Annotated in this window: 19 protein-coding genes; 11 read left to right on the top strand and 8 right to left on the bottom strand. The window is 60.6% G+C overall.

Annotation, left to right across the window (positions count from 1 at the left end):
* Positions 1-14: 14 nt before the first annotated feature.
* The 3 genes from QA637_RS23710 to QA637_RS23720 all read right to left on the bottom strand — a co-directional run bounded on the left by QA637_RS23710 (position 15) and on the right by QA637_RS23720 (position 3,838).
* The gene (locus tag QA637_RS23710) at positions 15-2,183 is read right to left on the bottom strand and encodes a methyl-accepting chemotaxis protein (protein WP_283065073.1); all 2,169 of its coding nucleotides are present in this window, start codon (positions 2,181-2,183) and stop codon (positions 15-17) included.
* Between the two features lie 323 nt (positions 2,184-2,506).
* The gene (locus tag QA637_RS23715; protein ID WP_153437677.1) at positions 2,507-2,698 is read right to left on the bottom strand and encodes a hypothetical protein; all 192 of its coding nucleotides are present in this window, start codon (positions 2,696-2,698) and stop codon (positions 2,507-2,509) included.
* Between the two features lie 693 nt (positions 2,699-3,391).
* Complete coding sequence (locus QA637_RS23720) at positions 3,392-3,838, bottom strand: DUF2214 family protein (RefSeq protein ID WP_283065075.1); 447 nt, start codon at positions 3,836-3,838, stop codon at positions 3,392-3,394.
* 136 nt (positions 3,839-3,974) lie between these two features.
* Between QA637_RS23720 and QA637_RS23725 the strand changes: the two genes are divergently transcribed.
* The 5 genes from QA637_RS23725 to QA637_RS23745 all read left to right on the top strand — a co-directional run bounded on the left by QA637_RS23725 (position 3,975) and on the right by QA637_RS23745 (position 9,744).
* A complete protein-coding gene (locus QA637_RS23725; protein WP_283065076.1) occupies positions 3,975-4,571 on the top strand; it encodes a TetR/AcrR family transcriptional regulator in 597 nt (198 codons plus the stop codon).
* 321 nt (positions 4,572-4,892) lie between these two features.
* A complete protein-coding gene (locus QA637_RS23730) occupies positions 4,893-5,042 on the top strand; it encodes a hypothetical protein (protein ID WP_153437671.1) in 150 nt (49 codons plus the stop codon).
* On the top strand, positions 5,039-8,182 hold the full coding sequence (locus QA637_RS23735; RefSeq protein WP_153437669.1) for an efflux RND transporter permease subunit: 3,144 nt from the start codon (positions 5,039-5,041) through the stop codon (positions 8,180-8,182). The genes QA637_RS23730 and QA637_RS23735 overlap by 4 nt, the downstream gene beginning before the upstream one ends.
* Positions 8,183-8,192: 10 nt before the next feature.
* Positions 8,193-9,344, top strand: coding sequence for an efflux RND transporter periplasmic adaptor subunit (locus tag QA637_RS23740; protein ID WP_153437667.1), 1,152 nt, complete (start codon positions 8,193-8,195; stop codon positions 9,342-9,344).
* 211 nt (positions 9,345-9,555) lie between these two features.
* Positions 9,556-9,744 (top strand): hypothetical protein, encoded by a 189-nt coding sequence (locus QA637_RS23745; RefSeq protein WP_283065079.1) that lies wholly within the window; start codon positions 9,556-9,558, stop codon positions 9,742-9,744.
* A 91-nt stretch (positions 9,745-9,835) separates the two neighbouring features.
* Here the strand turns inward: QA637_RS23745 and QA637_RS23750 are convergent, their stop codons facing one another.
* Positions 9,836-10,741, bottom strand: coding sequence for a LysR family transcriptional regulator (locus tag QA637_RS23750; protein ID WP_283065080.1), 906 nt, complete (start codon positions 10,739-10,741; stop codon positions 9,836-9,838).
* 274 nt (positions 10,742-11,015) lie between these two features.
* Here QA637_RS23750 and QA637_RS23755 point away from each other — a divergent pair, with 274 nt between their 5' ends.
* The 3 genes from QA637_RS23755 to QA637_RS23765 all read left to right on the top strand — a co-directional run bounded on the left by QA637_RS23755 (position 11,016) and on the right by QA637_RS23765 (position 13,442).
* Complete coding sequence (locus tag QA637_RS23755; protein ID WP_153437665.1) at positions 11,016-11,648, top strand: response regulator transcription factor; 633 nt, start codon at positions 11,016-11,018, stop codon at positions 11,646-11,648.
* A gap of 496 nt (positions 11,649-12,144) precedes the next feature.
* Positions 12,145-12,624 carry a carboxymuconolactone decarboxylase family protein gene (locus QA637_RS23760; protein ID WP_153437661.1) on the top strand — a complete coding sequence of 160 codons (480 nt, stop codon included), beginning with the start codon at positions 12,145-12,147 and terminating at the stop codon, positions 12,622-12,624.
* A 62-nt stretch (positions 12,625-12,686) separates the two neighbouring features.
* The gene (locus QA637_RS23765; protein ID WP_184108902.1) at positions 12,687-13,442 is read left to right on the top strand and encodes an SDR family oxidoreductase; all 756 of its coding nucleotides are present in this window, start codon (positions 12,687-12,689) and stop codon (positions 13,440-13,442) included.
* A gap of 236 nt (positions 13,443-13,678) precedes the next feature.
* On the opposite strand, the gene QA637_RS23770 is transcribed toward QA637_RS23765, so the two are convergent.
* Positions 13,679-14,422, bottom strand: coding sequence for an SDR family NAD(P)-dependent oxidoreductase (locus QA637_RS23770; RefSeq protein ID WP_283067319.1), 744 nt, complete (start codon positions 14,420-14,422; stop codon positions 13,679-13,681).
* 327 nt (positions 14,423-14,749) lie between these two features.
* Here QA637_RS23770 and QA637_RS23775 point away from each other — a divergent pair, with 327 nt between their 5' ends.
* Entirely contained in the window at positions 14,750-15,724 is a 975-nt protein-coding gene (locus QA637_RS23775; protein ID WP_283065081.1) for an alpha/beta fold hydrolase, read from the top strand.
* Positions 15,725-15,867: 143 nt separating this feature from the next.
* Here the strand turns inward: QA637_RS23775 and QA637_RS23780 are convergent, their stop codons facing one another.
* Positions 15,868-16,287 carry an RrF2 family transcriptional regulator gene (locus QA637_RS23780; protein ID WP_153437654.1) on the bottom strand — a complete coding sequence of 140 codons (420 nt, stop codon included), beginning with the start codon at positions 16,285-16,287 and terminating at the stop codon, positions 15,868-15,870.
* A gap of 105 nt (positions 16,288-16,392) precedes the next feature.
* On the opposite strand from QA637_RS23780, the gene QA637_RS23785 reads away from it, so the two are divergent.
* Positions 16,393-17,073: a TehB-like domain-containing protein gene (locus QA637_RS23785; protein ID WP_283065082.1), complete on the top strand. Its 681-nt coding sequence runs from the start codon at positions 16,393-16,395 to the stop codon at positions 17,071-17,073.
* Positions 17,074-17,092: 19 nt separating this feature from the next.
* On the top strand, positions 17,093-18,307 hold the full coding sequence (gene hmpA / locus QA637_RS23790; protein WP_283065083.1) for an NO-inducible flavohemoprotein: 1,215 nt from the start codon (positions 17,093-17,095) through the stop codon (positions 18,305-18,307).
* Between the two features lie 183 nt (positions 18,308-18,490).
* On the opposite strand, the gene QA637_RS23795 is transcribed toward hmpA, so the two are convergent.
* Positions 18,491-19,021 carry a dihydrofolate reductase family protein gene (locus QA637_RS23795; protein WP_283065084.1) on the bottom strand — a complete coding sequence of 177 codons (531 nt, stop codon included), beginning with the start codon at positions 19,019-19,021 and terminating at the stop codon, positions 18,491-18,493.
* Positions 19,022-19,567: 546 nt separating this feature from the next.
* On the bottom strand, positions 19,568-19,960 hold the full coding sequence (locus tag QA637_RS23800; protein ID WP_283065086.1) for a response regulator transcription factor: 393 nt from the start codon (positions 19,958-19,960) through the stop codon (positions 19,568-19,570).
* Between the last annotated feature and the right edge of the window lie 350 nt (positions 19,961-20,310).

The following is a 20,310-nucleotide window of genomic DNA, read 5'->3' on the forward strand; positions in this document are numbered from 1 at the left end:
GGGATGGGCGCGGGTCAGGCGGCATCGGCTTGCCGGCGCCTCTCCGCCCTCGCCTGCCGCGTCTGGAAGGTCGCCAGTTGACCGCGCAGCTTGCTGGCCTCGACCGCAAGGGTTTCCGAGGCGGCTGTCGTCTCCTCCACCATGCCGGCATTCTGCTGTGTGATCTGGTCGAGCTGGCTGACCGTGGCGGTAATCTCGCTGAGCGCCGAGGCCTGTTCCTTGGCGGACTGTGCGATAGTGAGAACCTGCCGGCTGATCGACTGTACGTGCCGCTCGATACCGGAAAGCGCCTCACCGGTCCTGCCCACCAGCGCGACGCCAGCCGAAACGTCGTTCGTAGCCTGACTTATAAGCGCCTTGATCTCCCGCGCCGCGGCGGCCGAGCGCTGCGCCAGCTCTCTAACCTCCTGCGCGACGACGGCAAATCCCTTGCCAGCTTCGCCTGCACGTGCCGCCTCGACCCCGGCATTCAGCGCCAGAAGATTGGTCTGAAAGGCGATCTCGTCGATCACACCGATGATCTGGCCAATCCGCTCGGAAGAGTTGGCAATATCGCGCATCGCGCTCACCGTTTCGGCGACAACACGGGTCGCCTCGGCCGCATCGCTGCCTGCGATGCCGACCGAGCGCTGCGCCTCGTCGGCGCCAATCGACGACATCTTGACCGCAGCCGCGACCTCCTCCAGAGCGGCCGCCGCTTCCTCCAATGCAGTCGCCTGGCTGCCCGTGCGCCGCGCGAGGTCGTCCACGGCCATCCGCAACTCGGCACAACCGCCGTCGATGACATTCGCGTTCTCGCCGGCCAGGGAAACGAGCCGCTCCAGCGTCTCGACGGACCGGTTGAAGGCCGTTCGAAGCGCGTCGAAATCCGGGGCAAGCTTGTGGGCGATCCGGAAGCAGAGGTTCCCCCGCGAAAGTTCGTCCAAGCCACGGTTTACATTGTCCAGCGCCTGCTCGAGATCTCTTGCCCGCGCTGCCCGTTCTTCTTCGAGCGCCCGCGCCTCCGCCTGCCGCTCCGCCGCACGACGCAGATCTTCCTGACGCTGTGCCTCCGCCTGATGCCTGGCAGCCTCTACGGCCCTGGCGACTGCGCGCCCCATAGCTCCAACCTCGTCCTTGGCACCGGTCTGGCCCGCTGTCGTGCAGGCGTCGCCGTCCGCGAAACGCTCGATTGCCGCGGTGAGTGCCCGGATCGGCCGGACCACTCCGAGCGCAATCAGCACCGATACAAAGCCGGCGGCGGCGAGCGCGACGATCAGGCCGCCACCAATCATCAGCAGAGCCGTCATCTGCCGACGGGCGAGATCAGCGGCGTCCACTTGCGTCGCCTCGAGCAGCGCCTTCTCGACCTCGCGCATGGCGTCGATCCGCGCACTTGCCAGGTGATACCATTCGTCTGCATCAAGGGTGGAGAGGTCTCCTGCCTCGCCGACCGTCAAAAGCACCCGCCGCATTTCCGCCAGCGATGCCGAGGCATCAGGCATGACAGCCCTGGCCCGATCGGCGAAGGCCGGCAACTTGGCGGCGAACTCATTGAGCAGCGTCGTCTGCGCGCCATAAAGCTTGGCCAGGCGGACCAAGCCCTCTCGATCAGCCAGGCCCGTGGCGATCAAAGCGTTGCCAGCCGCCCGTTCCTGGCCCGCATATTCCTTCGCCAACGAGAAGAGGTTGTAGGCTTCGACGTCCCCGGCAAGCGCATCGTCGATGTGCCCGCCGTTGGTGAGCGCGCGCAGGACGCTGAGCAAGCGGGAAACGGATTGGCTGTACAGCGCACTGCTCTCCGCCGGCGCCAGCTCGCGCCGATCGACGCGGCCGCGCAGCACCGAAAGCTGCTGCAGTCCCTCTCGCAGGGGAGCATCCTGATCGATGGCGAGGTTTGACGCGGCAGTCAAAGCCGTTGCAGCACGGCCGTCGAAACCACGCCGTGCGGCGTTCAGTGATGCGTCGTCGCCATTGGCTTTACTCGCGAGAAAGATGGCCGTCGCGGCGCGCTCCATCTGCAGGGCATGCACTGCGTCGCCGAGGATTGATATATAATCGCTGACCTCCACCAGGCGCGCAGCGTCCCGGTAGCTGGCCAGGCTCCCGTCGACCCGCCCATAGGCGAGCCAGGTGGCGACAAGCGCCGGCAGGGCAACACACCAGAGGATCCGCTTGGTCAGCGAGACGTCCGACAAACGCATGAGGCAACGCTCCAGGGGAAGTTCGACCTCATGCCGACGCGCCGCAATTCATTTTCGGCCCGATGCACTTACACCGCTGTCGGGTTCATCTCTTTGATCCGGCACAAACAACACGGTTCCCTGGGGGAAAGACAAGGCTTGTAAGCTGCCCGCAGAGGCCACATCGCCGACTGCGCACGATCGATAAGGCACGATCGGCGCCGCTCAAGGCAGTCTCCCCGCCTTGAGCAGTCGAACTTATCAAAATCGATCGTGATCGAGACCAATTTCCGGGAAAATGCCGAGCGGTTTCGCTTGGAGTCGGGTGATCTCAAAGCGTTAGATCATTCACGAAAGATGCCCTTGTAGTAGGAGCCGTTTCTTGGTGGGGCACCACTTGCCCTGGGGTTCAACGCCCCGTTCCGGTTCTCCGCATTGGGCGCTATCGATGCAGTGTCAGGGTTTTCTGATACGCAGGCTACGCTGCCGACGCTGATTGCCACCGCCGTCAGTGCGAGAATAACAAACTTGCTCATCTCTACTTCCTCTGTTGAAGCTCGCCCGATGATTCGAATTCAAATCGGGTTGGAAGCCAGGATCATCCGCTCCTCGTCGTAAGGACCCGGCCAGTCTGCGGTCGCGCGCCGGCTGCTGCAAAGTCGCGGAACTGCCTCGGACGGTTGTCGTCAATCGGTAGATCCGCCGCGCGAAGGATGTCCGGCACGAGTGGATCCGGCGCCTTTGCCGGATCGACTGCGGGGTCAAACGCTTTTGAAGCGATCCCTGCCATCCTCTCAGGATGGCCTGTGCCATGGAACTACAAGCTCAGTTTCGGCGCAAAATGTAACGGGTGTGTGACACCCCGCCCAGCTGGTTTTCTACTATTCTGAAAAGACCCCGCTCGCCGCCGCCATCGCTGCCTGAACGCGGCTGAGCCCAGCATAGGGCAGCATGTGGAGAATGGCCTCGGTCACTTCTTGCTTGTTGCCCCGGTATTCAACGCCCCTGCGACGTGGACCTTGAGGGGCGTTTCATCCGCTGTCGTGCCACGCGCCGCAAGTGTTGTTCAGGCCTGGCATGCTCGTCATGACGCAGATCCCGGCCACCAATGGCTTCGACGCGTGGTTCGCGAGATCTCGCAACAAACATGACGTTCTCCGTTCCGCAGAGCTACTTCGATGCCCCAGAACGTTCGAGGCGGTCGACGTGCGGTCTTGCCAAAGGAACTCTCAATAACCGTAGCGAGCCATCGTGGCGGCGAGGACCGGAATAAGCGTGAAAACGCCGATTTGCGCCAGAATATAGCCGCGCACCTTGGCAACGTCCTCGGCTAGCGGGGTAAAGGCGTCTTCGTCCGCATTCTTTCGCCACTTGCGGATTTGCATCGTCGGCCTGATGGAGAGGAGCCCGACCACGGCAAAAGCCAGCATCTTCAGCCAGAACGCCCAATTGTAAACATAGGCTTCCCATCCCTTGAGACCGAAGAGGACACGAGCAATCCCGATGAGGAGCACAAGGGCGGCGGCCGCGCCGTAATACGCATCGATACGCGAGAGTAGTCTCGCGCTTCCTCCCGACATGTCCGGCCGCACAATCACGGCTTCCATCGCGATGATCGCGGCCAGCCCGAAGACCAGGACGTGGTGGGCACTAGCGAGAACAAGATCCGTGAACATCCGGCACTCCTCGCCCGTCTGACAAAAGGCCGCGGTCGGACGTGGTGGCTCCGCCTTGACTTTCGCGTGGGCACGTCAATCTTAACGGCGTTAACATAACGGCGTTCTTAACAGTGTCAAGATTGCGGTCCGAAGAATGAAGTCGAAAACACCCACACGAGGATATCATCACGGTGACTTGCGAACCGCGCTGATCGAGGCAGGATTGGCGCTGCTCGAGCATGAAGGCCCGGGGGGAGTAAGTTTGCGCGCCGTGGCGCGCCTGGCCGGTGTCAGCCAGGCTGCCCCCTACGCGCACTTCGCCGGCAAGCGCGACTTGATGTCAGCCATTGCCGTCATCGGATTTTCGAGGCTGCGAGATCTGATCGCGCCGCTCGCTTCAGACCCCGCACAGAGCATCGGCGATCTTGGTGTAAAGTACATTGAATTCGCCAAAGCGAATCCTGGCCTCTACACGCTGATGTTCGGATCCAGCGAGTACATCGACAGTCGGGACGCGCAGTTGTCTCACGCCAGTCGCCAGGCTTTTGAGCTTCTTGTCAGGAAGGCGGGCCGGAAAGGGTCGAGCGCAGTTGGCGATCCGGGCCCGATTGCCGCCTGGTCTTTGGTGCATGGGCTAGTAACGCTTCTAATGAACGAGAAGATCCCGGCGGAAATGAACGAACGCCTGCCTGAAATCCTTCGCCTGCTGGAGCCGGGGATCGCCGAGCACACTCGCGAAGGAGGAGTATAGCGAAACGCCACGGACGCATCCTTCAGAAGCAGTTGCAAGCAGCGTCGAGAATGCAGTCACGCTTGGATCGCCGCAATTGGCTGCAGTCTAGTTGCCATCGGGCTCGGCCGGCCTATTTCGGTACGGATCGAGCGTTGCCCCTGACGTTGGGTCTGATCGGTAGCGGAAGCTCCAGGAGCAGCCGATTTTCTCGAACGCTTCCGCATGTGGTGCTGACAGCACGAAAAAATTTCTGGCACAATGTCACAATGTCGGTTGGCACCATCGTCAAACGTCTAAGTAACGGTGCAAATCGCGATTTGCTGGTGCTGGAGCCTTACGATGCGCAAGCTGGCGGCGGCGGAAAGGATTCTGAATAATCGGATGGTCCGCGTGTCGGTGACCGCGGAGAAGGTCGATTTCTGCGGCGCCGACCGGGCGTTGCCGGCCCGCGGTGACGCTCGCGTCCAACGTGGATCGATCCGGCCATGATCGAGTTCTTTATCCACCGGCCGATCTTCGCCTCCGCTATCGCCATCGTCATGACGCTTGCGGGCACCATTTGCTATTTCCTGCTTCCCGTCTCGCAGTTTCCGGACATTACACCGCCGCAGATCGTCGTTTCCGCCAACTATCCGGGCGCCAGCGCCCAGGTTGTCGCCGATACCGTCACGACACCGCTCGAGCAGCAGATCAACGGCGTGCCGGGCATGCTCTACATGTCTTCGACGAGTTCCAATGACGGCTCGTCGAGGATCATCATCTCCTTCGACGTCGGCTATCCGATCGATGTCGCAGCGCTCGATGTGCAGAACCGCGTATCGCAAGCGGCATCTTCGCTGCCGGCCCTGGTCAACCAGAGCGGGGTGACGATCGCCAAGCAGATCCCGAACTTCACCGTGCTGGTCAGCCTCGACTCGCCCGACGATTCCGTCGATTTCGCCTCCGTCAGCAACTATGCCTACCTGCAGATCCTCGATCCGCTCAAGCGCCTGCCCGGCGTCGGCGATGTCCAGCTCTTCGGCGAACGGCGTTACTCGATGCGCGTCTGGCTCGATCCGGACCGGATGGCCAATCTGGGCATAACGGCGGTCGACGTAGAGAACGTCATCGAGGAGCAGAACGTCCAGGTTGCCGGCGGCAAGATCGGGCAATCCCCGGCGCCGGCCGGCACACCCTTCGAGATGCAGATCAACGCGGTCGGTCGTTTGAGCGACCCCAAGCAATTTGCCGATATCGTCCTGCGTGCCGACCCAGAGACCGGCGCGACGATCAGGCTGCGAGACGTGGCACGTGTCGAACTAGGCGCGCTGCTCTATTCGTCCTCCGTGAGCTTCAACGGCAAGCAGAGCGTCGTGTTGGCGGTGTTCCAGGCACCCGGCTCGAACGCACTCGATCTCCAGAGCCGGGTCAAGGCCAAGATGGACGAACTGTCACAGCGCTTCCCGAGCGGCGTCGCCTATCACATGTTCTACGACACCACGCGCTTCGTGTCAGCCGCAATGCATGATGTGGTGATCACTCTGGTCGAGGCGCTGGCGCTGGTAATTGCCGTCGTCTTCATCTTTCTCCAGAACGTCCGCACCACGATTATCCCGACGATCGCCATTCCGGTGTCGCTGATCGCGACGCTCATCGTCATGTACCTGCTCGGCTTCTCGCTGAACATGCTGAGCCTGCTCGGAATGGTGCTCGCCATCGGCCTTGTCGTCGACGACGCGATCGTGGTCGTCGAAAACGTCGAACGACAGCTCGAGGCCGGCCTGCCGCCGCTCGCCGCGACGCATAAGGCAATGCAGGAGGTGACGGGACCGATCATCGCGACGACCGCCGTTCTTCTTGCGGTCTTTGTGCCGGTCGCCTTCATTCCGGGCGTTGCGGGAAGCCTTTACAATCAGTTCGCCCTGACGGTCGCGATCTCGGTCGCGTTCTCGGCTTTCAATTCGCTGACACTCAGCCCGGCGCTCAGCGCCGCATTCCTGCGTCATCGCGGCGCGCCGAGATTCGTGCTCTTCCGCTGGTTCAACACCGGTTTTCACTGGCTATCGCATAGCTACGAGCGCAGCATTGCCAGGCTCGTCCGTTGGCGTTGGGCGCTCTTCGCACTCTTCCTGATCGCCATCGGCTCCACCTATGCGTTGTGGCAACGGATTCCCTCCACCTTCCTGCCCGTCGAGGACCAGGGATATTTCTTCGTGGTCATCCAGCTTCCCGACGGCGCGTCGATAGAACGAACCGAAGCCGTCGCGAGACAGTCGGAGGGCATCCTTCGCGGCACTGCGGGCGTGGATTTCGTCGGTTCGGTCGTCGGCTTCAATTTCCTGAGCTTCGCGAGCCAGTCGAATTCCGCGGTTCAGTTCGCGGTCCTGAAGCCGTGGGACGAGCGCCCTCCGGAACAAGGAGCATCGGCGCTGCGCGAAGCGGTGCAGCCGCTCCTGTTGCAGATCCCCGACGCTCTCGTGCTCGCCTTCGATCCGCCGTCGATACAGGGGCTCGGGGCGACAGGCGGCTTCGAATTCCAGGTCGAGGACTTGGGCGGGCGCGGCAGCGTGGCACTGAACGACGCCACGCAAGCGCTGATCGCCGAGGCGCGAAAGCAGCCGGAAATCAATCCGCACCAGCTCTTCACCACGTTCAGCACCTCAAGCCCGCAATTCAATTATGACCTCGACCGGGACAAGGCAAAGCAGCTGGGTCTCAGCCTGCCGGATATATTCAACACCTTGCAGATCTACTTCGGCTCGCTTTATGTCAACGACTTCAACCTATTCGGCCGAACTTTTCGCGTGACGCTTCAGGCCGATCAAAGCGCGCGCTCCAACCCCGCCGACATTTCCCGACTTTACGTGCGCAATTCGGCGGGTGACATGGTGCCGCTCAGCACGCTCGGCGCGCTGAAACCGACCGTCGGCCCCGAGACCGTCAGCCACTACAACAACTATCCCGCGGCGCTGATAAACGGCGCGGCCGCGCCGGGCTACAGTTCTAGCCAGGCGGTGGCGGCGATGGAGCGCACTGCGGCGGCCACGCTGCCGCGGGACTTCGGCTTCGAATGGACGGGCATCACCTATCAGGAGATCAGGGCAGGATCGATCGCCGCGCTCGTCTTCGCACTCGCGATTGTCTTTTGTTTCCTGATCTTGGCGGCGCAGTATGAAAGCTGGTCTATGCCCTTCATGGTGCTGCTTTCGGTGCCGCTCGCCCTTCTCGGTGCGCTGCTGGCCCTTTGGCTCAGGGCCATGCAGATCGACGTCTACTCGCAGATCGGCTTTGTGATGCTGGTTGGCCTTGCCGCGAAAAACGCTATTCTGATCGTCGAGTTCGCCAAGCGGCGCCGGCAGGAAGGCTTGGACATACTCACCGCCGCCGCCGAAGCGGCCCGCCTGCGGCTGCGGCCGATTTTGATGACGGCGTTCGCCTTCATCCTAGGCGTCATTCCGCTAATGTACGCGACGGGCGCCGGTGCCGCCAGCCGGCAGTCGATCGGCACGACGGTGTTTGGCGGCATGCTCATGGCAACCGTCCTGACACTTGTTTTTGTCCCGGTTTTCTACGCTGTCATCGAACAATGGCGGGAGGGGCTGTCGGCAAGCCCCGCCGACGGGCAGCGAGAGCCCAAAGCGGCGGAATAGGAAGGTAGATATGCGCGGTTTGAAACTAGGCCTTGCCGCAGCAGTCGCAATCGCGGCGCTGGCTGCGGCCTATTCATACACCGGCGGCAGGTTTGACCTTGAAGGCGGCGGCGCGGGCGCAGCGGTTGCAAATGCGCCCCCTGCCATGCCTGTCCCCGTCGCCGCGGTCGTCAAGAAGACGATCCCCATTTACCTCGAATATTCGGCACGGACGGAATCGATCCGCAACGTCACGCTCCGGGCCAAGGTTTCCGGCTATATACAGTCGCAGGAAGTTCCAGATGGCGCCGACGTTAAGCAGGGCGAACTCCTTTATCGGATCGACCCGCGCGACTTCGAAGCGGAACTCGATCAAGCCAAAGCCCAGGTCCAACGCGATGAGGCATCGCTCGCCTACCTTCGCAGCAATCTCACACGCGGCAACGAACTGGCGACGACAGGATATCTGGACAAGGACACCTTCGACCAGCGCGCAAGCGCGGTGCGCCAGGCGGAGGCGGCGCTCGCCATGTCGCGGGCAGCGGTCCGCACCGCCGAGATCAACCGCGACTACACTGAAATCCGCGCACCCTTCGCAGGAAGGCTCGGGCGAAACCTGGCTCCCGAGGGAACACTGGTCAGCGACACGGCCGGCACGCCACTCAACAACCTCGTGCAACTTTCGCCGATCTATGTCTCCTTCAATCCGAGCGAACCTGAGCTCGTCGATCTCCAGAAGGCACGGGCGGCCGGACCGGTTCAGGCCGAAGTGTTTCTACCGGGTGATACCGAGCCGCGTCACCGCGGCGATCTGACCTTCATCAACAATGTGGTCGAGCGCAATACCGGCACGGTCGTGGCGCGGGCGACCATCGAAAACGCGGATCTGACCTTGCTGCCCGGCCAATACGTGCGCGTCCGCCTGCGCGTCAGGGACGAACCGAACGTGCTCATGGTGCCGGAGACCGCACTCGGGTCGAGTCAACTCGGCAAATATGTCTATGTCGTCGGCAAGGGCGACGTTGTCGAGCAGCGGCTGGTCTCCCTCGGCCCCGGCACTGGCGGCCTCGTCGGCGTGTCATCCGGTGTTTCCGAAGGCGACAAGGTGATCGCCGGCAACCTGCAGAAAATCTTCCCCGGCGCGCCGGTCAAGCCGATGCCGGCGAACCAGGCGCAGAAATAGCCGAGCGGGAACGGTCGTTCGTTGCGCCGAGTGGGTACGGTTTCAGTTCTCGCATCCGATCCGGATGGTGCTCGTCAATTTGCTGCGCGAGGCACCGCAGCCATTAAACTCCCGTATAGTTACGGCACCTGCGGAAAGTATCTACACCGCCACGAGCGACGGCTAAACGGCATCCGGTCTACCGTTCACGAGATGGAGTGGGAGATACGGGATGATACGCAGGGATATTGGAGCCCTCGATGGGTCTCCGGCAAAGCATATCTTCGATGTGGCGGAATACTGCAGGCGGGCGGGTATAAGCGAAGCCGAGCAAAGGCGCCTGGTCAAAGTGCTCGGTCCGTATGCGTCAAGCCACGAACTGCAGATGAACATCGTTCGGCCTCGGATCCGCACGCGCTGAACGGCAAGAGGAAGACCGGCGGCGGCTCTGCCGCGATAGCCACCGGACGTAAGCGCGAGGACAACCGGCTACTCCGGCGTCATCGGAACTTTCACTGGCCATGAAGGTACGGTTTGATCTGTTCCGCCACGAAGTCCATGAACAGTCGTGCGCGCAACGGCGGCGTCCTGCCGAATGCATGAAGAAAATGAAGTGGCACGCGTTTGAGGGGGCGTGAGGGCAAAACGACTTCCAGCCGGCCCGCGCGGATGTCGGCTTCGACCGCGCAACGCAGGAGATAGGCCACTCCGAAGCCGTTTAATGCGGCGGCCCGAAGCGCGAAGCCACTATCCAGATCAAGACGGCCCTCAGGCTCGATGGTGTCACCATCCAGGAACTGGATGAGAAAAGGTCGCCCGCCGAGGATGTAGCGCAAATGATTTGCGCGGCCGAGCTGTTCGATGGAAACGGGACGTCCAATCTCGCTCAGATACTCCGGCGACGCTACCAGGACCATCGGCAGTTCGCCGAGCGTGCGGAGATTGAGTTCGCTGTCAATGGGCGCACCGGCACGCAATGCCAGATCGTAGCCCTCGCGGATCAATTCCACTGGACGATCCGCCCACCCCACCTCCAGCCTTATCTCCGGGTGGACGCGCAGGAAATCGGTTGTCAACGCGCCCATCAAAATTCTTCCGAGCTCGCTCGGCATCGTTACGCGCAGCGTGCCGCGAGCGGCGGAAGCCGACCGAACCACTTCCTCGGCATCCTCAAGGCCCCGGAGCAACGGCACGGTTCGCTCGTAATAGGCTGTTCCTTCGACGGTCAGCGTGAGCGATCGCGTGGAACGCCTGAAGAGCTTGGCTCCAAGGCGCTGCTCCAATCTTGCTACACTCTTTGAGACCGCGGATGGGGTGGTTCCCAGGAGCTTGGAAGCCGCGCTGAAGGAGCCGGTCTCTACGGTCAAAACAAAGGCCGATAAACCGGCGGTCTTATCACCAATAATCATTACGGACATCCCGGCACAAATGCTGTGCCAAACTAGGCACGCACGAGCCCGATTGTCGAGGATGCAATGAGCCGTGGCCTCGAGCCAAGCGAGTGCCGCATCGCCTAACGCGCTGACAATGCAGTGATATCGCCGATCGTTCAATTGCGCATTCTTCAGCCTCTGCTCGCTACGGCCAAACACGCGGGCGGCCTAAACCATTCTATACCTTGAAACAGAGTGCCTCCCTCGACGATTGGAGGCAGAATGCAGCTATCGTTCCCGCATTCGAGGAGACAGCAACATGTCTGCCGCACGCAAAATCGAAGACGCGCCAGTCGAAGAACAAGCCGTGATTGTGATTGACGACGACGCTGAAATACGTCTCTCCATGACCGACCTCTTTGAATCTGTGGGCATCAAATCATGTTCTTTCCGCGATGCTCTGGATTTCATCGAGAATGGGTCCTTGAATACGTCCGGCTGCATTGTTCTGGATGTTCGCATGCCGGGGATGAGTGGCATCGAGTTTCAATCCCGGCTGGAGGATCTGGGATGCCAAACTCCAGTTGTCTTCGTGACCGGCCATGGCGATGTGCCCATGAGTGTGAGCGCAATGAAAGCCGGTGCGGTAGACTTTCTGCTAAAGCCCTTCACCAATGAAGAACTACTCGGTGCAGTAGCGAGGGCCTTCGAGACGGACCGGTCCAAACGACAGGATGCCGTCGTCAGGAACGCTATCAAGCAGAAAGCGTCGACACTGACGCCCCGGGAAAAGGAAGTGATGCAGCACGTCACCGACGGCCTTATGAACAAGCAAATAGCCTATGAGCTTGGGATCAGTGAGATCATGGTCAAGATTCACAGAGCCAGCGTGATGCGAAAGATGGAAGCCCGCTCGCTAGCCGACCTGGTGAAAAAATCGGAGCTCATCTGATCCTGGCGCGGTGAACAACCGTCCGAGAACAATTGCTCGGCATCCCGTTTTCTAAAGACGCCCGTTCGACGCGACATGTGGCCTGTTGGTGGCTCCCCCCTCTGCCCTGCCGGGCATCTCCCCTACCAGTGGGAAGATTGGCAGAAGGCACCGCCGTGTCCACCACCAGCTCCGAAGGGAGGTTCGCCATTCTCGAAAAGAGGGAGCGAGGACTCCGCCTCTTGCAGATCTCCCCCTTGTGGGCCCTTGTGGGGAGATGCCCGGCAGGGCAGAGGGGGGTGCCGCCCCCAGCAGATAGAAGAAGTAAATCCCGTAATCGTTGATCTGGTGTTGCTCCAGCCGCCGCAAATCTCGTGTCCGCGAGTGGCTCAAACTGGATCCTAAACCAAGGTTTAGGATCCGCGGGAGGAGCGTTCAAACTACTATTCGTGGCGTTCCATCTCCCACGTGCCGGCGTGGCCGGCATCCATTGGCGAACAAGCAAGGTAAGATTTCAATGACACAGCGCCTGAACTACGCACAGCAGTCCCCCGAGCTCTTCAAGAAGTTGATGGAGCTCAGCGCCGCAGTGAACGACAGCGTCATCGACCAGAAGACGCGAGACCTGGTGCAGATCCGTGCCTCCCAATTGAACGGCTGCGCCTTTTGCCTCGACATGCACGTCAAGGAAGCAAAGATCCATGGCGAAAGCGAATTGCGCGTCCACCATGTTGCGATCTGGCGTGAGTCCAACCTGTTTGCACCTCGCGAGCGGGCAGCGCTGGCCTGGACGGAAGTACTGACGAACCTGCCGGTCGGCGGTGTTCCCGATGACATTTACGAGCGTGTCCGCGGTCAGCTCTCCGAGAAAGAGATTTCCGACCTCACATTCGCAGTCATGACCATCAATGCCTGGAACCGCGCAAGCATCGGGTTCAAGGCCGTGCCGGGATCAGCCGACAAGGCCTTTGGCCTCGACAAGGCCGGCTTGAACTAGATCATTGCTCTCGACCGCTCGACTCCAAACGCGACTTGATCTGCAACCGGAGGTATATTCCTGTGAAAATCGTAATTATTGGCGGGACCGGCCTGATCGGTTCAAAGACTGCCGACCGCTTGCGCAAGCGCGGCCACGAAGTCATCGCTGCGGCACCAAATACGGGCGTCAACACGATTACCGGCGAAGGGCTCGCCGACGCTCTTAAGAATGCCGAGGTGGTCCTTGATCTCGCAAACTCCCCATCGTTCGAGGACAAGGCCGTACTTGAGTTCTTCGAGACTTCGGGCAGGAACCTGCTCGCTGCAGAGAAAGTGGCTGGTGTGCAGCACCACATCGCTCTGTCGGTGGTCGGCACCGAACGCCTGCAGGAAAGCGGCTACTTCCGCGCCAAACTGGCGCAGGAAAAGCTGATCCGGGCATCCGGCATTCCTTACACGATTGTGCACTCCACACAGTTCATGGAGTTCGTCAACGGCATCGCCCAATCCGGCACCGTCGGTGACACGGTGCACCTGTCGCCTGCTTTCATACAGCCGATCGCATCGGACGACGTCGCGGACGCCATGACCGAAGTGGCACTGGGCAAGCCGCAGAATGGAATCGTCGAAATCGCCGGCCCAGATCGTATGAAGCTCAGTGGATTGGTGGAGCGTTATCTGAAGAAGATGAACGATCCGAGAAAGGTCGTGGCAGATCCGGAAGCACGCTATTTCGGAGCCCGCCTCGAGGACAACTCTCTCGTTTCGGACAAAAGCCCGCGCCTTGGCCGCATTACGTTCGAACAGTGGTTTGCCATGGCGGCCCAGCCGAAGTAAAGCGGAGCACGTGACGAGAGCATTGGTGACGTGCCGGGCGACCGGCACCTCCTCACCGCAGAATGGGCCACTAATACCTGGAAACAGCAAGAGGTTGGCCGCGACAACTAAGATTCGCGGCCAGCCTTTTTCGTTCCCGTGTTGCCGCGCGAACAGCGCCTCCGGGGGGGGTCGGAGGGGACCGCTACACCCCCTCGCCAATTCAGCCGTCGCCCTCAGACCAAATCAGCGCGACCTCAGACGACCGAGAGCCCTCCATCTACCGACAGAATTTGACCAGTCGTCCATGCCGTGTCCGGGTTCGCAAACATTGCTATCCATTGCGCCACGTCATGCGGTGTGCCGCGCCGCTTCAAGGGGATGAGATTGCGCTCATACTCCTTGACGTCCTCCGCTTCTTTGGCAGTCAGTCCCATCATCCCCGTCAGCGCGCCGGTTTCCGTCGGTCCGGCGGCAACTGCATTTACGCGAATTCCATGGGGTGCAAGCTCAAGCGCCCAGCAACGCGTGAGATGCTCGAGCGCTGCCTTGCTCGCGGCGTAATGCGAGAAGCCCGGAGCAGCCTTGTGACCATAGGTGCTGGAGATGTTGATGATCGTTCCGCCCCGGCCGCTCAGGTGCGGAAGGGCTGCGGCGGCCAACAGACTTGGGCCCACTACGTTGACAGCGAAGATGTCCTTTATGCGCTCCTCCGTGGCGTCCCCAAGCGGCATGATGCCACCTGCTCCGGCGTTGTTGATCAGAATATCCACCCTCCCCCAAAGACCGATTGCTTCCTCAACCGTCCGCTGGACATCTGCCGCCTTTGCTACATCGGCAACAATTCCTTTGATATTTTCCGATTGGGCGCAGACTTCATCAATTCCCGGCTGACGCCGTGCCGTTATCAGAACACGAGCTCCAAGCTTTGCTAAAGTAATAGCCACTTCGCGGCCGATGCCGGAACTGCCACCCGTAACGATTGCGACTAGATCGCGCATCACTAAACCTCTTAATTTCACTGGATTTTGGTCGTCATTGGCGACAACTGATCTTTGCCAAACGAACGACGTACTCTTCATTCCTGCTGACAGGAGCCGGACTGATCTATCACAAGCGGAGGTTTTTATTAGCTATCCACATGGCACGTCGCCTTTGCCGCTTTGTCTTGAATGATGATCGCGATCGCACACAGACCCGGTACCCAAACCTATGTACAGCTTCAGTCGGCGAGCCTGGGCGGTCATGTTCGCAAGCGCTCAACGACCTCGAGCACGAAAACCATCCAACACGCATCGACGCCATTTTTGCGGATGCAGGAGAAAGCAATGGATTCCAATAGCACCCAGGCCACTCGCCGTGGCGTAATGACCGCCGGGCTCGGCCTCGCCACCGCAGCGGCTCTTCCCGTGACGTCGGCCACAACAGCCTCGGCCGCCCCCGCGTCTCCGGCGGTGGGCCGCGCATTGCGCGCAAACAGAGTCACAACCGCCGACGGCGTAGAGATCTTCTACAAGGATTGGGGCCCGAGGAGCGGGCAGCCCATCATGTTTCATCACGGTTGGCCGCTCAGCTCCGACGATTGGGACACACAGCTGCTTTTCTTCATGGAGAAGGGCTATCGCGTCGTCGCTCACGATCGACGTGGGCATGGGCGATCAAGCGATGTAAACGACGGCCACGATATGGACCATTATGCCAGCGATGCCGCGGCCGTGGTCGAGCACCTGGATCTTCGCAATGCGATCCACGTCGGTCACTCGACGGGGGGTGGCGAAGCCGCCCGCTATGTCGCCCGCCATGGCAATGGGCGCGTGGCCAAGCTGGTCCTCATTGGCGCAGTCCCCCCGCTGATGGTCAAGACGCCCGAAAACCCCGGCGGACTGCCCATTGAAGTGTTCGATGGTTTCAGGAGGGCACTGTTGGAGAACCGCAGCCAGCTTTACCGGGATTTCGCAAGCGGACCGTTCTACGGATACAATCGGCCCGGCGCGATCCCGTCAAACTCTGTGATCGAGAACTGGTGGCGGCAGGCAATGACGGGCAGCACCAAGGCCCAGTACGATGGCATCAAGGCATTCTCGGAGACTGACTTCACCGATGACCTCAAGACCATCGATGTGCCGGTACTCGTCATGCACGGAGATGACGACCAGGTCGTTCCGGTCGCCGACTCCGCCCTCTTGTCCGCCAAGCTTCTCAGCAACAACGTGCTCAAGGTGTACAAGGGGCTTCCCCACGGGATGGCGACGACCCATGCCGACGTGATCAACCGCGACATCCTCGAGTTTATCACCGCTTAAATACGATGCGCCGTGCAATACAGCCCCCAGCATCGCTGGGGGCTTCCGAAATGCCTGTAAACGGAACGTGCATTTTGCCTCGACATCTGCCACATGGTCGAGATCGAGCCATCAATCACCGGCCCTCTCCCCCTCACGGCCCGCTATGCCGCCTGCAGCAATGCCTGGAGGTCGCGTCTTCGTCGCAGAAGATCGGCGATGGTGTACTTCTCAAACACTGAGACAAAGGCTCTCGTTGCTTCCGACAGTATCGGTGGGAGACTGCAGGCCGGAGCTATCACACAGCCGGAACACTCAATAAGGTCCGTCAAACCCTCCGTATGCCTCAGCAGGTCCCCCAGGTTTATTTCGCCGGCGGGCCTGGCAAGCTGAATCCCACCATTTCGTCCGCGCGTCGACTTGATGAAGCCGACGTTCGCGAGATCCTGCACGACCTTCATCAGGTGGTTCTGCGAGATGTCGAACGCATCCGCAATCTCACGTATGGAGCACACGGCGGGTTCCCGCGCGCCCAGGTAAGTCAGCGTCCGGATCGCGTAGTCCGTATATCGCGTGAGCCTCATTTTCCCACCTGCGTCAAAACGCCTGCCCGATAAAGATGCATTTCAATAGCATCTTTTTGTGCGGCGCAATAGATGTATCTCAGAAGCATGTTATGGAGGCTTGCGGTGGAAAGAGAAAAACTCGACGAGCGCGAAATTCCGAAAATTCTGGCGCGGTTTTACGAGCGGGTGAGAGCCGACGCCGAGCTTGGACCAGTCTTTGCCGTCGTCGCGGATTGGGACGAGCACTTGGTCCGCCTGTCGGAGTTCTGGTCGTCGGTGATGCTGACGACAGGCCGGTACAAAGGAAATCCTGTCTCCATGCACATGATCCACGCCGAACGGATCCGTCCGGAAATGTTCGATCGCTGGCTGGCTCTGTGGCGCCTGACGACATCCGAGATGCTGCCGCAGCATTTGGCGATTGAGATGCAAGCCAAAGCCACACGTATAGCATCGCGGCTGTCGCGCGCCATTCGTCCTGAGGCGTCACAAGCATACTCGGGGCAGCCGGCCAAGACGGCAGGGCCGACCACGCCGTACAGGATCACCTCGGCGTTCGACGAGGCTTCTTTGCCTCAAGCCCTGCTTCGGTCGCATGCGCTCAAATCCGGAACCTGGGGTGTAATTCGCGTCCACGACGGCGCAGTGAGGTATCGCGCCGATGGCGCGACACAGGCGATCCTTCTTGATCGCTATAGACCGGGGATCGTTCCCCCCGAAGTTCCGCATCGCTTGGAGCTTGCGGGGCCGGTCAATCTGCAGATCGAGTTCTACGATCGCAATCCAGGCATTGAAATCAGCTAAGAGAAAGAAAGGACCTCTTATGCCACGTCCGCTGTCATCGCAGACAATCGAGCTCGTGAAACAGAGCGCACCCGCGCTTGCCGCGCATGGCGCTGAAATCACCAAGCGCATGTACACGCTGCTCTTTCAGGAGGAACACATCCGGGCACTCTTCAATCACGCCAATCAGGGTGAGAAGGGATCGCAAGTGCACGCGCTTGCGGCGGCGATCCTCGCATACGCCGAGAATATCGAAAACCTCGCGGTTCTCGGTCCTGCCATCGAACGCATCGCGCACAAGCACATCGGCTATCACATTCTGCCCGAGCACTATCCGTTCGTGGCCAGGGCACTGCTTTCGGCGATCGGAGACGTTCTCGGAGACGCCGCCTCTCCCGCCCTGCTTGAGGCCTGGGGCGAGGCATATTGGTTCCTTGCCGACGTGCTGAAGGAGCGCGAAGCCGAGATCCGCGCCGATCTTGATAGAAGGGCGGGCGGCTGGAATGGATGGCGAACATTCGCGATCGCCGTGAGGCGGAAGGAGAGTGACGTCGTCACGTCGTTCATACTTCGGCCGACGGACGGCCAGCCGGTCGTCAGGCACAGGCCGGGTCAGTACCTGACCTTCCGCTTCCGCCTCGCCGACGGATCCGACGTGAAGCGCAACTACTCGATTTCCAGCGGTCCCAATGACGAGTACTACCGGATTTCGGTGAAGCGTGAGGAGCACGGTCAGGGCGGCTCGAAATTTCTGCACGACCACGCGGAGATCGGCACCGTGCTCGAGGTTACTCCCCCCGCGGGGGACTTCTTCCTTCCGGATGAACCGAGCCGGCCGGTCGTGCTCCTCTCAGGCGGAGTCGGGCTCACACCGATGGTGAGTATGCTGGAAGCGATCGCCTCGGACTACCCGGAATTGGAGGCCCACTACGTCCACGGTGCGCTGAACAGCTCGACGCACGCGATGGATCGCCATGTGCGATCGCTCGCCAAAACGCACGGCGGCGTCACGGTCCGGACATTCTACAGCGAGCCGGGCTCGGCAGATGCGGCGGGCTACTCGCACGATCATGATGGCTTCATCACGGCAAACTGGCTGAGGGAGAATACGCCCTTCGCGTCGGCGGACTTTTACCTCTGCGGCCCCAAGCCCTTCCTGCGCGCCTTGGTCGGTGATCTGACCCGCGCGGGCGTTCCGAGCGAACGCGTTCACTTCGAGATCTTTGGGCCTGCGGACGAAAAGATTGCCGCCTGACAGCTCCGCCGGGGCCTCACGGCCCCGGCGGTTCCGTCGTGCTGTGAAGGTTCAAATCCATGCCCATAAAGACTCCTGGACCGCATACCCCAAAAAGGGGCGCCGCCGATGGGTCGCGAAGGGCGGCTTCCGCCCAAAGGCGGACCTGACGCATCGGCGTAGTGCATCGGGCGAGCAGCGCGACTAAGCCGGGACGTATGTCAGCCGAACCGTGTCCTCGCCAACGCGATCGCTGGAAACAAGGCGGAGCGGCGGCCGTGGGGCGGCAAAGTATGGCGTACCGCGACCAAGCACGACGGGGTGGAAGTAGAGTCGATACTCATCAATAAGACCAAGATCGGTCAGGCTTCGTGCCAGATTTGGTCCAGAAACTGCAATCTCTCCAACGAGCCGAGCCTTTAGCGCACGGACCGCCGCCTCGACGTCATCCTCGACAAGTGTGGCGTTGGGGCCGACCGACTTCAAGGAGCGCGACACGACCCACTTCGGTTGGCGCCGCCACGCCGCCGCGAACTCGTGTTCCTCCTCACTCCACTCAGGACGGTCTTCATCCCAATAACGCATGATCTCGTACATGCGGCGACCGTACACACTGCCGGTCAGGTCGCGCACGTGCTCTATCCAGTGACGAAAGAGGGCGGGGCCAGGCGCAAATTCCTGGTGGTCGACGTAACCGTCTAGGGACAGGTTCATTCCGAAGACAAGCTTCGCCATGCTCCCAAATCTCCACCCCTGCAGCGCCGCGCGTCTCATCAGGCGCGCAAAGGACGCTAGCACCTTGAATTGCTGCCAATTTCCGTCCTTGAATCGAGTAGGATTTCAGGAAACATGCAGTAGGTCTTCACGATTAGTATGACCCGCGTGATGCAGAAAGTGAAGTTGGCCCGCATATTGCGGGCCGCGTCGTCGGTGCGACGAATAACCGGAAGCCCGTTGCCACCCGGAAATAGACATTCACGGGATGGTGGCGAGTGTCGCTCTCGGGATTCCATACCAACGTCTAGTTACGCACGCATGCATTTCTACGTACTCTAGCAACGTGGCATGCACCGGTTGACCACAAGGATGGGTCCCCCTCCCCGTCCTAGGGCGGCAAGTCCTTCCCCTCCCCCGCCGCGGTGCAGCCGGCTTGGCCGCCCCTCACCTTCGAAGGGGCGGCCATTTTTCATGTCATTCGCAGACAAACGGCGTAGCTACGGGCGCCGTGCAGTCATCTGTTTGGAGGTCTGCGCCCCCTGCTCTGATGCCGGAAGTGAGCGGCTAGTCCGTGCCCTCACCGCAGTCGTCGCCGCCGACTGCCGACTCAAGCATCGCAACCAGTTGATCTGAGTCGATGGGCTTTGATAGAACACCACGAGCGCCCCCTTGCCGGGCAGCCGTGGTTAACCGCTGATCACGAAACGCCGTCATGAATATGAACGGCGTTTGTACACCCTTGCTGTTTAATATTTCCAACAACTGCAAGCCGTCGATACCTGGCATTTTGACATCGGAGACAATGCAGTGAATTTGGCATTGGCGGTGAAACGCGAGGAATTCCGACGCCGACGAAAAAGCAATGGCTTCGTAGCCCAGCGACTCTAGCATATCCTTCATCGACTCGCGGAGCGCGTCATCGTCATCAATAACAGCGATGGTGCATGAATGACTCAAGAACCTAACTCTACTTCGGAAACTACTTGGTTCGAAGGCTAATCCCTCGAACTGCGACTTGTGCTGGCCAAAACTGAATTTTGCCCAGGCCGGAACCTGTAACAGGTCTCCGGCACTTCAAGATGCGATACTACGTTCAACTCTGCCCTCGGGAAGTCCCAATCCAACGGATACGCCGAAGGAAGCTGACATTTAACACCCCGCACGCTTCGAGTGCTGGCGTTGGTTGTCCGCTATAGTTCAGCGCATGGTACGATCGCCTCCCATAGCGAGGAAGACGCGGTCAACGTACTCCAAACTCCAACCGCGTAAATCGCCGGGGCATCCTCCTTCTGTCTCATTGCAAAACT

The sequence above is a fragment of the Sinorhizobium terangae genome, assembly GCF_029714365.1.
GTDB lineage: Bacteria > Pseudomonadota > Alphaproteobacteria > Rhizobiales > Rhizobiaceae > Sinorhizobium > Sinorhizobium terangae.